This window comes from Tunicatimonas pelagia (genome assembly GCF_030506325.1).
Classification (GTDB): domain Bacteria; phylum Bacteroidota; class Bacteroidia; order Cytophagales; family Cyclobacteriaceae; genus Tunicatimonas; species Tunicatimonas pelagia.
Window position 1 is genome coordinate 4128241 of sequence record NZ_CP120683.1, and the last position, 12703, is coordinate 4140943.

11 protein-coding genes and 1 tRNA gene are annotated in these 12703 nt (G+C 41.5%); 7 read left to right on the forward strand and 5 right to left on the reverse strand.

Going from position 1 to position 12703, the window contains the following annotated elements:
* Window positions 1-126: 126 nt before the first annotated feature.
* Window positions 127-2229: a polysaccharide lyase 8 family protein gene (locus P0M28_RS17710; protein ID WP_302203928.1), complete on the forward strand. Its 2103-nt coding sequence runs from the start codon at window positions 127-129 to the stop codon at window positions 2227-2229.
* Window positions 2230-2248: 19 nt separating this feature from the next.
* On the opposite strand, the gene pth is transcribed toward P0M28_RS17710, so the two are convergent.
* From pth to P0M28_RS17730, 4 genes are all read right to left on the reverse strand, one after another.
* The gene (gene pth, locus P0M28_RS17715) at window positions 2249-2809 is read right to left on the reverse strand and encodes an aminoacyl-tRNA hydrolase (RefSeq protein WP_302203929.1); all 561 of its coding nucleotides are present in this window, start codon (window positions 2807-2809) and stop codon (window positions 2249-2251) included.
* Between the two features lie 60 nt (window positions 2810-2869).
* Window positions 2870-3484, reverse strand: a complete 615-nt coding sequence (locus P0M28_RS17720) for a 50S ribosomal protein L25/general stress protein Ctc (protein ID WP_302203930.1) — start codon at window positions 3482-3484, stop codon at window positions 2870-2872.
* Window positions 3485-3495: 11 nt separating this feature from the next.
* Window positions 3496-4437 (reverse strand): ribose-phosphate pyrophosphokinase, encoded by a 942-nt coding sequence (locus P0M28_RS17725; RefSeq protein WP_302203931.1) that lies wholly within the window; start codon window positions 4435-4437, stop codon window positions 3496-3498.
* 70 nt (window positions 4438-4507) lie between these two features.
* Window positions 4508-4578, reverse strand: a tRNA-Gln gene (locus P0M28_RS17730).
* Between the two features lie 341 nt (window positions 4579-4919).
* Here P0M28_RS17730 and P0M28_RS17735 point away from each other — a divergent pair.
* From P0M28_RS17735 to P0M28_RS17750, 4 genes are all read left to right on the forward strand, one after another.
* A complete protein-coding gene (locus tag P0M28_RS17735; RefSeq protein ID WP_302203933.1) occupies window positions 4920-6332 on the forward strand; it encodes an undecaprenyl-phosphate glucose phosphotransferase in 1413 nt (470 codons plus the stop codon).
* A 62-nt stretch (window positions 6333-6394) separates the two neighbouring features.
* Window positions 6395-7705, forward strand: coding sequence for a nucleotide sugar dehydrogenase (locus P0M28_RS17740; protein ID WP_302203934.1), 1311 nt, complete (start codon window positions 6395-6397; stop codon window positions 7703-7705).
* The gene (locus tag P0M28_RS17745) at window positions 7686-8903 is read left to right on the forward strand and encodes a glycosyltransferase family 4 protein (protein ID WP_302203935.1); all 1218 of its coding nucleotides are present in this window, start codon (window positions 7686-7688) and stop codon (window positions 8901-8903) included. The genes P0M28_RS17740 and P0M28_RS17745 overlap by 20 nt, the downstream gene beginning before the upstream one ends.
* 201 nt (window positions 8904-9104) lie before the next feature.
* On the forward strand, window positions 9105-9911 hold the full coding sequence (locus P0M28_RS17750; RefSeq protein WP_302203937.1) for a M48 family metallopeptidase: 807 nt from the start codon (window positions 9105-9107) through the stop codon (window positions 9909-9911).
* Window positions 9912-9986: 75 nt separating this feature from the next.
* Here the strand turns inward: P0M28_RS17750 and P0M28_RS17755 are convergent, their stop codons facing one another.
* Window positions 9987-10583 carry a tetratricopeptide repeat protein gene (locus tag P0M28_RS17755; protein ID WP_302203939.1) on the reverse strand — a complete coding sequence of 199 codons (597 nt, stop codon included), beginning with the start codon at window positions 10581-10583 and terminating at the stop codon, window positions 9987-9989.
* 110 nt (window positions 10584-10693) lie between these two features.
* Between P0M28_RS17755 and P0M28_RS17760 the strand changes: the two genes are divergently transcribed.
* Together P0M28_RS17760 and cysS are read left to right on the forward strand one after the other, a co-directional pair.
* A complete protein-coding gene (locus P0M28_RS17760) occupies window positions 10694-11083 on the forward strand; it encodes a phosphoribosyl-AMP cyclohydrolase (RefSeq protein WP_302203940.1) in 390 nt (129 codons plus the stop codon).
* A gap of 74 nt (window positions 11084-11157) precedes the next feature.
* The gene (gene cysS, locus P0M28_RS17765) at window positions 11158-12672 is read left to right on the forward strand and encodes a cysteine--tRNA ligase (RefSeq protein WP_302203942.1); all 1515 of its coding nucleotides are present in this window, start codon (window positions 11158-11160) and stop codon (window positions 12670-12672) included.
* Window positions 12673-12703: the final 31 nt, after the last annotated feature.

The window sequence follows — 12703 nt, forward strand, 5'->3', positions numbered from 1 at the left end:
TTCCCTGGCTGAATTACAGGGTTCTAGGTACGAAATATAATAAATTTCGCTTAGAATAGCAGCCAGGCGACTGTTATACTTTCGGCTTATCTGTCTAATTTTATAGTCACAACCTTACCATCAATCATGAAAACATTCGTTGTCTGCCCGATTCGCTTAGGGTTTTTTATCCTTTTTCTATCTTCTCAAGTCATTGCCCAATCTGACTCGGCGGAGATAGAACTTTTAAGACAGAGACTTATTGATGATGCGCTGGTAGAGAAAGGTTTTTTGAACCGTACTAATCAGTACTCGGTATCTGATTTTGAAAATGCTGTTGATCATCTGCGTAGTCTTCAGTCTGATGGAAGTTGGTCAGATATTGATTATCAAGACCGTGATAATAGCTGGGATCCACTTCAGGCACTCAATCGAATTTTAATATTGACCTACGCCTATAGCCAGTCATCTAATGAATTGTACCATAATGCAGAGGCTCTTGCTGGAATAGAAAGTGCTTTAGAGTATTGGTACCAAGTAAATCCAACTTGTAAAAACTGGTACAAAAATGAAATAGCTAAACAGTTTTATTTCAATGTAATCGCTCTGCTACTTCAGGATGAAATTTCGGAAGAGTTGTTGCAGAACATCATTCGTGACCTAACGCCTGCTCCCCGAATGACCGGTTCTAATCGCACATTACTTTCTATTTCGGTGCTGTATCGGGGTGTGCTAGAAAAGAATCCAAAGCGAATTGCTGATGGAGTTGCCGGAGTAATGCAGCCGATACAGATTACGGATAACGAAGGAATACAGCCAGATTACAGTTTTCATCAACACGGAGCATTTCTGTACAACGGTGGCTATGGTAGCAGGTTCTTACGAGAGACCATCTGGTTAGCATCGATTGTGGAGGGAACTCAATTTACTTTCACTGATGCTCATCTGGAGATTCTGAGAAATTATTATCTAAAAGGAACCCGGTGGATGCTTTTTCGTAATGTTTTTGACTACAATGTACGCGGACGACAGGTGGGACGATCCGAGGGCTTCAATCCCCAAGCAAAGCGGGTTATTCCTCAGTTAGACAATTTTATAAAAGCTGATCCTGCTAACGCGGAGTTGTACCAGGAATCCAAGCAGCGAATTTTAAACAAGCAACCACAGGCAGTACAAGGTAATAAGCACTTTTGGCGTTCTGACTACACAGTTCATCATCGTGATAACTACTTCATTTCGCTGAAAATGTGCTCTAAGCGAACGGTGGGGATGGAAATGGATATTAATACCGAAAATCTTTACGGCTACTATCTACCGTTTGGTCTTACTTACATCTATCGGCGAGGCGATGAATACGAGGATGTTTTTCCGGTTTGGGATTGGGCCTGTCTGCCCGGGGTTACCAGTCCGCATCATGAGTTCAGCAGCAAAGGGCGATCCTCTCAGGATGTAGCCTTTGTAGGCGGAGTAAGTGACAGCACTTACGGAGTCTCATCGATGCAGTTAGACATGAAGAACACACAAGCGAAGAAATCCTGGTTTTGGTTTGATAGTGAGTGGGTAGCTTTGGGAGTAGGTATTAAGTCTAAAAATGAGCACCCAATTGTCACCGGAGTCAATCAAGTCCGATTGGTTGGGGATGTTTTCGTCGATGGAAACCATTTTTCCAGTAGAAATAAGACGTTAGAAAATCCGGGTTGGGTATGGCACGACAGTATCGGTTACGTATTTCCGAGGCAGGAAACAATGAAGTTGCGTACCGGAGAGCGAGAAGGTCAGTTACAAAAAATCTTTAAACTAGGGGCTGACTCAATTTACCGTTCCAACTTGTTTTCGCTGTGGTTTGAGCACGGGCTACAGCCCGAAAATGAAACTTACGAATACGCAGTAGTGCCTAACTGTAATCCCGAAGAATTGGCAGGTTATGCGGATGACTTACCCTATCAGGTTGTTTCCAACACTTCCCAAGTACAAGCAATCAGCCATTCTGATTTGAGAATCACCGGTATTGTTTTCCATGAACAAGGAAGAGTTTCACTAGCTGATGGGTTAACCATATTAGTAAACAAACCTTGTTTGTTGCTAATCAATCAGGTTAAAAATACAATTACCGTTAGCGACCCTACTGCTCGTTTGAAGCAGTTAGAAATAAAAGTCAACACTGCTTCTAGCCGGAGGGTTACCCAAAAAATAAAGCTTCCTCAGGATCAATTCGCAGGCAGTAGCGTCACGGTTAGGATAGGCGGATAGATGATTTTCCAGAAAATAGTCAGCCGTTATATTGACTCATAGTACGATCAACACCAATAGTACAAAAGGAAAGAATCATTTCACCAGCTCGATCCATTACTTCGGGCAACTGATCCAATTCTTCCCGAGGAAACTGACTTAGCACATAGTCTACCTGCTGTCCTTTATGAAAATCATCGCCTACTCCCATTCGCAAGCGAGCGTAATTTTGCCCTCCGGTAAGCTGCTCAATATTTTTCAAGCCATTATGACCTGCACTCGATCCCTTGGCTCGCATCCGAAGCGTTCCAAACGGTAAAGCAATATCATCAGTAAGTACCAGCAATCGTTCTTTCGGAATTTTTAATTCCTGCAGCCAATAATTCACAGCTTTGCCACTCAGGTTCATAAAGGTAGTGGGCTTTATTAGGTGCAAAGCTCGACCTTTGTGCTTTACCTCAGCAACTTCAGCGAGTCGCCCCACTTCAAAAGCTGACTGATGTTGTTCTGCTAGGCGATCTAGCGTTAGAAAGCCAATATTATGGCGAGTGAGTTCGTACTTCGGACCAGGGTTGCCTAGTCCTACAATCAGGTATTTCATAAGCAAAAAAAATCCTGTTCTGATGAAAGAACAGGATTATAGCCAAAAGTTGACAAGAATTTAAGCTTCAGCGGCTTCTTCAGTTTCAACCTCACCTTCTTCTCCTTCTTCATCGTCTGATTTGCCACGCAGCGCGCGAGGAATTTCAATCACCGCTACCGAGATAGCATCGTTATCTATGACCTCATAATTACCTTTGGGTACATCCTTCACTTTAATTGATTTGCCAAAGTCAAGATCGCTGACATCTACCTCAATGTAGTCGGGCATATCCTTAGGGAGCGCTCTAACGCGCAGAAAGTGTCGCTTATGCATTAACTTTCCACCTTTAGCAACTCCCTTGGCGGTTCCGTTCAGTTGTACTGGAATATCCATTTTGACCAATTTCCCTTCGTGTAGCTCCAGAAAATCAGCGTGTAATATCATTTCGTTCACGGGGTGGAACTGAATATCCTGCAAAATACAGCGTTTCTCTGCTCCCTCAATATTCAGCGTCACGAAATGTGCTTGGTCGGTATAAACCAATGGGCGAAAAAGAATCATGGGAGCGTAGAAATGAACCTGCTCATCGCCACCGTACAGCACGCAAGGAACGTTTCCTTCTTCGCGCAGGCGCTTAGACTCTTTTTTGCCGAGATTTGCTCTTTGATACCCTATAATCTCTAACGTTTTCATAAGTAAGTAATTTAAAATCTGGATTGAGAAATAAATAAAGGACTAATTGATTCGTATTTATGAATTTTCTTAATGGCGCTGGCAAACATTTCGGCCACAGTCAGTACTCTGATTTTTGAACAGTGCTGTTTCAGCGGAATGGTATCGGTTACTACTAGTTCTTCCAGTGCCGAATTCTCTATATTTTTGTAGGCCGAGCCGGAAAGTACCGCGTGGGTGGCAATAGCGCGTACCGATTGGGCTCCATTTTCTTTAAGTACCGCCGCTGCTTTACACAGCGTACCTGCCGTATCTACCAAGTCATCTACAATCACCACATCCTTACCTTCCACATCACCAATTACCTGCATCTCGGCCACCTCATTGGCTCGTTTGCGATGCTTATCACAAATAACCATATCGGTATGGAAATACTGAGCAAAATTGCGGGTGCGCTTTACCCCACCAACATCGGGCGAAGCAAAAATCAGGTTTTCTTGAGAAATCTGCTGTAGGTAGGGGACAAAGATGATACTACCACTAAAATGATCTACCGGAAAATCAAAGAAGCCCTGAATCTGCCCAGCGTGCAGGTCGCAGGTCATAAGCCGATTAGGAGCGGCCGCCGAAAAAAGATTAGCTACTAATTTGGCTCCAATGGCCACTCGTGGTTTATCTTTACGATCTTGGCGGGCGTACCCAAAATAGGGCACTACTGCTGTAACGTACTTAGCACTCGCTCTTTTAGCAGCATCGATCATAAGCAAAAGCTCCATTAGATTATCGGTAGGAGCAAAAGTAGACTGTACCAAAAAAACGTCGCAACCCCGCACCGACTCATTAAAGTAAGTAGAAAGCTCTCCGTCGCTAAAGCGATCAATGGTTACTTCTCCGAGTGTTTTGCCGTAGGTATGGGCAATTTCCGTAGCAAGTTTTTGGGTAACAGACCCAGAGAAGATTTTAACGGTGGCCATGAGTACGATTCTCTGATAGACAGCTATAAACACCAATCCCGACTCGCTAGAATCGGGATTGGATGGTGAGTTGTCCGGCAAGGACTCGAACCCTGAATAAAGGCACCAAAAACCTCTGTGTTACCATTACACCACCGGACAAGTAATTGGGAGTGCAAACTTAGAACATTATGTCTACAAAGGCAAAAAATGATTTGTTCATTTTTTGAGATTTTTCACTCTATGAATATTGGTTTTAAACTGCATAATAATAGAATATTGAAGTAAAATCTTACAGCATTCGGACAGTACTTTGGTATATAAGTTGCACTAATTTTTCAGAATATCTCAAATATTGCCCCTTTTTTCTATAAACAATAGCATTGAAAATCAATATTATGTAATATTTCTAATTTTCTAATTTACTTTTCTGATAAAATTGTGCTATATTTACACAAAAATATTACATCATAATAAACTACAACGAACTTACTGTTCTCTCTATGGATTTCTTACATAAGCTTAAAAGAAGTCATTATTCAAAGTCACTACTCACTGCCCTCTTGCTGATTGATATTTTGATAATTATCGTCTCATTTAGATTATCATTTAATCAATTATCAGTAGATACTTCTGAGTATTTACCCGTATATCAGCCATTCTTAGTCATTACCGTTTTACTATGGGTGGTTACATCACTTTTTTGTGATGTATATCAAACTAGTAATCTGAGGAAAATATCCACAATTTTAATCAGTACCCTCTTAAGCTCGTTACTGAGTGGCGGCGGTGTAGCCATCTATGTCTTATTTTTACAACAGTATCAGTTTCCTAGCCATTTTCTACTGTCGTTTTCAATAATTTCAGTGGCCTCGCTAATATTAATCAAAGTACTATTGTTTATTGGTTACAAACGGTACCGCTCACTCGACAAAAACAGGAAGAAGGTTATTATCATTGGATATACGGATACTGGAAAAAACCTTTATAGTTACTTTGTACAAGAACAGCCGCTAGGATACAAATTCATGGGCTTTTTCGATGATGGTCTAAAATTCGTCAATAATGAGAATGATTATCGGGGCAATTTGAGCCGGGTAAAGCAATTCTGCTTATCCGAGAATATTGATGAGATATATTATGCACTACCTAATAAGGTTTCTTACGTGAAAGATATTGCCAAATTTGCTGATGATAATTATATCTATTTTGGCATAGTGCAAGATGCTGGTGGACTAGATCAAATGAGTATTGATACGCAGCTCTACGACAACGGGCGAATTCCAATATTATCGCCTCGCCGCGATCCGCTCAAGATCTTTTACAACCGACAAATTAAAAGAGCTTTTGATATTGCGTTTTCTTTTGCAGTAATTTTGCTTCTTTTCCCTTTTATTCTGCCTCCTATTGCTATTCTTATTAGACTAGATTCGCCAGGACCAACGTTTTTTAAGCAACTGCGAAGCGGTAGAAATGGTAAGCCCTTTTGGTGTTACAAGTTTCGTACTATGAAAGTGAACAACGAAGCTAATTCCAAACAGGCCGAAAAGAACGACTCGCGAATTACCAAGATAGGGCAGTTTCTTAGGAAGACTAGCTTAGATGAACTCCCTCAGTTTTTTAATGTATTTTTAGGCGATATGTCAGTAGTAGGTCCTCGCCCTCATATGCTGAAACACACTGAAGAGTATTCTGAAATTATCGAGAATTTTAAGGTGCGACATTTTATTAATTCTGGAATTACAGGATATGCTCAAGTGAACGGTTTTAGAGGAGAAACTAAAGATGACGAGTTGATGAAGAAGCGAGTGGAGTATGATACGTGGTACTTAGAGAATTGGAGTCTTTCATTAGACATTAGAATTATATTCCAAACAGTATGGAATGCAGTAAAAGGAGAAGAAAATGCATATTAATAATACATTATTGAACTTATATAACTATATTTGTAATTATTTGCACTTTAAAGATAATTAATATGAAAATTAGCGTATTCGGATTGGGTTATGTGGGTGCTGTTTCATGTGCCTGTTTTGCTAAGAGCGGACACCATGTTATAGGAGTAGATGTCAACCAAAAGAAAGTTGATTTAATTAATGGTGGAAACTCTCCGATCGTAGAGAAAGATTTAGATGAATACATTGCTGAAGGAGTTGAAAAAGGTACCATCAAAGCAACTACCGATATTCATAGTGCTGTTCAAAACTCAGATATATCTATTGTTTGCGTAGGAACGCCCAGCCAGATCAACGGAAATATTGATTTATCTTATATTTACCGAGTATGTGAAGATATTGCTGAATCAATAAAGACCAAAGACTCTTATCATACTGTTGTTATTCGTAGCACGGTAGTGCCAGGTACTATTCAGGAGTGTGCTCAGATAATAGAAGGAGTTTCAGGAAAGAAGCATATTGAAGACTTTGGAGTGGCTTCTAACCCTGAATTTTTACGAGAGAGTACCGCAATCTATGACTTCTGGAACCCTCCCTACACTATAATAGGAACCAACAGCCCGAAAAGCGAGGAACAACTTGAAGAGTTATACCGACCTATTGATGCTCCTGTCTTCAAACTGAAGCCGGAAGAATCAGAAATGATTAAGTATACTAATAATAACTTTCATGCATTGAAAATTACCTTCGCCAACGAGATAGGGAATATATGCAAAGAGTTAGGAGTTGATGGGCATAAAGTAATGGAAGTGGTAGCTCGGGATACAAAGCTAAATTTATCTCCCTACTATATGAAACCAGGGTTTGCCTTTGGTGGGTCATGCTTACCAAAAGATGTAAGAGGGTTAAATTACCGGGCACAATTATTAGATGTATCTACGCCACTGCTCAACAGTTTGCTACCAAGTAACACCTATCAGGTACAGCGAGGGCTACAAATGGTATATAATACCGGTAAAAAGAAGGTGGCTTTCTTAGGTTTTGCCTTTAAAGCGGGTACTGATGACTTGCGAGAAAGCCCAATGGTAGATATGATAGAAACGCTGCTGGGCAAGGGATACAGCTTGAGTTTATACGATAATAACATATCTTTATCCAAGCTGATGGGTAAAAATAAAGACTACCTGACTGGGCATATTCCGCATATTACCCGCCTGTTGAAAGACAATATCCAAGAGGTTATTAGTGATGCAGAAGTGATTATTATCGGAAATAAGTCTCCTGAGTTTAGAGAGGTTTTATCGGAAATCCGCCCTGATCAGATAGTTATTGATTTAGTTCGGATTGATAAGGAGAAAGTAACTAACGAAAATTATGTCGGAATTTGCTGGTAAGCATGTATTAATCGTTATTGAAAACCTTCCTGCTCCCTTTGATCGAAGGGTTTGGCAGGAAGCAACCACACTGAAGGAGGAAGGGGCAGATGTATCAATTATCTGCCCCAAAATGAAAGGATACACTAAGTCTTTTGAGCGAATAGACGGTGTTGATATTCACCGCCATCCTTTGCCGGCTGAAGGTCATGGGGCATTGGGCTACCTTTTAGAGTATTCTTCGGCGCTTTTTTGGGAGCTGATTCTGTGTATCAAGATTTTTCTCAAAAAGCGATTTCATGTTATTCACGGGTGCAACCCACCTGACTTGATATTTTTAGTAGCTCTTCCGTTTAAACTTTTTGGGGTTAAGTATGTCTTTGATCACCACGATATTAATCCTGAGCTTTATATCGCAAAATTTAATAAGCGGGGTTTTTTTTATCGTAGTATGCTTCTCTTTGAAAGGCTTACTTTCAAAGCGGCCGACTATAGTATCGCTACTAACGAATCGTATCGGGAAATTGCGATTAGGCGAGGTGGTATGAATCCAAATAATGTTACGGTAGTGCGTAGTGGCCCGAGTCTAAAGCGGTTAAAGCTTACCGAAGGCAACCTTGCATATAAAAAAGGAAGAAATTTTCTGATTGGTTACGTAGGGGTTATTGGTGTTCAGGAAGGACTTGATCTACTAATGGACTCTATTCAATATATAGTAAAAAAGCGTCAAGATGTACAGGTTGCTATTGTAGGAGGGGGCACGGCACTAGATGAAATCCAGTTGCTGGCCGACGAGATGGGATTATCAGAATACGTAGATTTTTACGGTAGGGTGAGTGACGAAAAGTTAGTCGATATACTGAATACGTGTGATGTTTGCGTTAACCCAGATAAGCCTACCGAAATGAATAACTTGTCTACTATGAATAAAATCATGGAGTACATGGCTCTAAAAAAGCCAATTGTACAGTACGACTTGAAAGAAGGGCGGGCTTCGGCATTGGAGGCTTCACTGTACGCTAAGAATCATGATACCATTGATTTTGCCAAGAAAATTATGTGGTTGTTCGATAACCCGAGAGAAAGAGAGCAGATGGCTGAATACGGATACGACCGGGTGCTCAATGAACTATCTTGGGACTACGAGCGGGAAAATCTGATTAACTTCTATCGTACAGCATTTGATGTTTCGTGCACTCCTTCCGCTCAACCAGTGTAAACATTACATCATTCTATTTTCTGTTCACCAGCATCGGCCAACAACCGATGCTTTTTTGTGTTTATTGAATTGATAAGCAGTATTAGCTCAGCGAGAAATGGCAAGAAGATTGGGATAAGCTTATATAAGTACTGCTATTTACCAAAGTTTTCATTTCCTTTTTTAGCTAATGCAGATTATCAATACCTAATTTACAGCATAATGAAACGAACACTATTTTCAGGTGCGCTCGCTATATTTTTTCTAATATCTTGTTCTACCGTTCCACTTACCGGACGCAGACAACTTAGCTTAATCCCTGATTCACAAATTAATTCACTTAGTTTTCAGAACTATCAACAGGTATTAAATGAAAGTCGGGTAGTTACTGGTACTGAAGATGCCCGTCTGGTGAAAAGTGTAGGGGAAAAGATTGCCTATGCTGTGGAAAAATACATGGCTGAAAAAGGGCTTTCTGATGAAATTAAAGGGTTCCGGTGGGAATTTACTCTCATACAAGAAGATGTGGTAAATGCTTGGTGTATGCCTGGCGGTAAAGTAGCCTTCTACACGGGTATTATGCCGATTTGCCAAAATGAGGAGGGAGTAGCTGTGGTAATGTCGCACGAAATTGCTCATGCTATTGCCGAGCATGGTAGCGAACGAATGTCCCAACAGCTAGCAGCTCAAATGGGAGGAACCGCATTGTCAGTTGCCTTGCAAAGTAAGCCAGAGGCCACTCGTCGGCTAGCGAATACCGCATTTGGCTTAGGAGCGCAGTATGGTGTGTTACTACCTTTTGGGCGCACTCAAGAGTCTGAAGCTGATGAGCTAGGGCTGTATTTTATGGCAATGGCGGGTTACAATCCTGAAGCAGCAGTACCTTTCTGGCAGCGTATGGCTCAGCAAGGTGGTGGGCAACGCCCGCCTGAGTTTTTGTCAACGCACCCCGCCCCCGAAACTCGCATACGCGATATCAAGCAGATAATTCCGAAGACTAGAAAATATCAGGGAAGGTACGTGAGATAGTTTGTAATCCACAGACTACAGTCGATAGTCTACAGTCCACAGGAAAGTAAAAACATAATTGCTGTGGACTGTCCTCTATGGACTAATAACCAAATTGCCATTAGCGTACTTTTGGTAGTCTTCGCAAGTCATGCGACCACTTCCATCACTGTAGGGACAAGTACGGTAAATAGCACTTCCCAGTGCCCCTTGTTCAATAAGAACCCCACTTCCTTTACAAACCGGACAAAGCACAAAAGGGGTTGCATTACAATCAATACGTTGGAGTTTCGTTTGAGCTTCTCTCCTGGGCTGCCTAGTTGGTTCTACCTTTTCTGCTAAATAGTCGGTTTCTGAAAGTGCTAAATACTCTCTTGCTTGATCAAAAAACTGCCCAGTAGTACCCTTAATCTCAATGTATTTATTAAGCCAATCAATGCTTTGTTTGTACTTCTTGAGGTGGTAAGAATTTTTACCAAAATAGAAGCATAGCTCCGCCGGAACCACTTCAATAGCTGTTAGTACCTGTTGAAAGTAAGAATCTGCGCTGGCGTAATTGCCTTGGTTCATTAAAGCTACCCCCTCATCCATTTTCATCATAAGATCGCGCTGTTTAGCGTTAACGTAATCCTGACCAAAGCCCTGAACCGCAATACCTAACAAAATAATCAGCGTTCCTAATTTCTGCACCATATAAATCAAACTGTCTGATGAGTACAACAAAAGTACTATAATTACGCGGAAAATGAGAGAATGGTGCGATAGCTTGGTAAAAAGCGAGGAAGAAGCGTAATTTTATGTTTATGAATCAATTAGAAGAAGGAACCGAACTGTTACTTCAGTTTGAAAAACGCGGCGGACTGCTTCCGGTAGTAGTGCAAGAAAAGTACAGTGGAGAAGTGCTCATGATTGGTTACGCTAATCAGGAGGCCCTTCAACACTCTATTAAAACCCGCTATGCTACCTTTTGGAGTACTTCGCGGCAAGAACTCTGGACGAAGGGGCAAACGTCGGGTGATCGATTACGAATTAGTGATATTCGGGTTGATTGTGACCAAGATGCGTTATTGTATCAGGTTGTATTAGAAGGAGAAGGAGTTTGCCATACTAAAACTAATGAGGGTCAAACTCGTAAAGCTTGTTTTTACCGTAAAATAGATTTCGACCATCAATCGCTGCTCTTTGATCAGTAGCGAATAAAATGGCCATTCCAAAAGGACGCTTCTGGCATTATTCTACTAACTTTATCTGCGAATACCTAACCGTTATGGATCAAGCATTATATATTAAATATCCACTATCTGTAGTCAATAGTCTGACTCGTAAAAAAGAGCTATTTAAGCCAATTAATCCCCCGCTAGTAGGTATGTACCTCTGCGGCCCTACCGTATACAGTGATCCGCATTTAGGCAATATTCGCTCGGCGGTAAACTTTGACATTATTTTTCGCTACATGTCCCACTTAGGCTACAAGGTTCGCTACGTTCGTAATATTACCGATGTGGGCCATTTAGAAGATGATGTAGAAGGAACAGGAGAAGACAAAATTTCTAAAAAAGCGCGTTTAGAAAAGGTGGAGCCAATGGAAATTGTCCAGCTCTACACGTATCGGTACCACGATGCCCTGAGTTCCCTTAATGTGTTGCCCCCAAGCATTGAGCCTAGTGCTACCGGACATATTGTTGAGCAGATAGAAATCATCCAGTCTATTTTGGAGCATGGCTACGCTTATGAGGAAAACGGTTCTATCTACTTTGATCTGGGAAAATATACCCAAGAACAGGAATACGGAAAACTATCTGGAAAGGTGTTGGAAGACTTACAATCGGGCAGCCGCCAAACCGAAGGCCTGGACGAAAAGCGCAACCCTCATGATTTTGCCCTATGGAAAAAGGCTAACCCTGAACACATTATGCGCTGGAACTCGCCCTGGGGCGAGGGTTTTCCGGGCTGGCATTTGGAATGTACTGCCATGAGCACCAAATACCTAGGTGAAACATTTGATATTCATGGTGGTGGGCTAGATTTACAGTTTCCTCACCACGAAGCAGAAGTAGCTCAGTGTTACGGGGCTTTCCATAGTCATCCGGCTAACTACTGGATTCATCATAACCTAATTACCATTGATGGGCAGAAGATGAGCAAATCGAAGGGTAATTTTATTACGCTGGAGCAATTATTTACGGGAGGCCATTCGCTATTGGCACAGGCTTACTCCCCCACTACCATTCGCTTCTTCATTCTACAAGCACACTACCGTAGCCCGATAGATTTCTCTAACGATGCTCTGCAAGCCGCTGAGAAAGGTCTGACTCGTCTGTTAAATGCTCAAGAAACGCTAGGTAAACTTAATCACCAGCCTGGGAGTGTAGATGAAAAACTGGATAAGGAAATAAACCAATTATGCGAGCAGTGCTACCAAGAGATGAGCGATGACTTCAACACGGCTAAGCTCATTGCGGTGCTATTCGACTTGGGTTCCAAAATCAATGGTTTCTACCACCAGCAGCTTGATTTAACAACGATTTCAGCCGAAACTTTCCAGCGCCTGAAGCAGACTTTCCAAACCTTTATTTCGGAAATACTCGGCATTCAGGCTGAGGTTTCAGATGATACTCAACAGAAGGAAGGCTTGATTGAATTACTAATTAGTATCCGTAATCAAGCTCGGGCTAATAAAGATTTTGCTACTTCGGATCAGATTCGCGATCAGCTAAAGGAACTGGGAGTGCAGTTAAAAGACGAAAAATCCGGTAACACTACCTACTCTCTAACAAACTAATCTGACTTTTGTACGTTATACTGTCCACCTT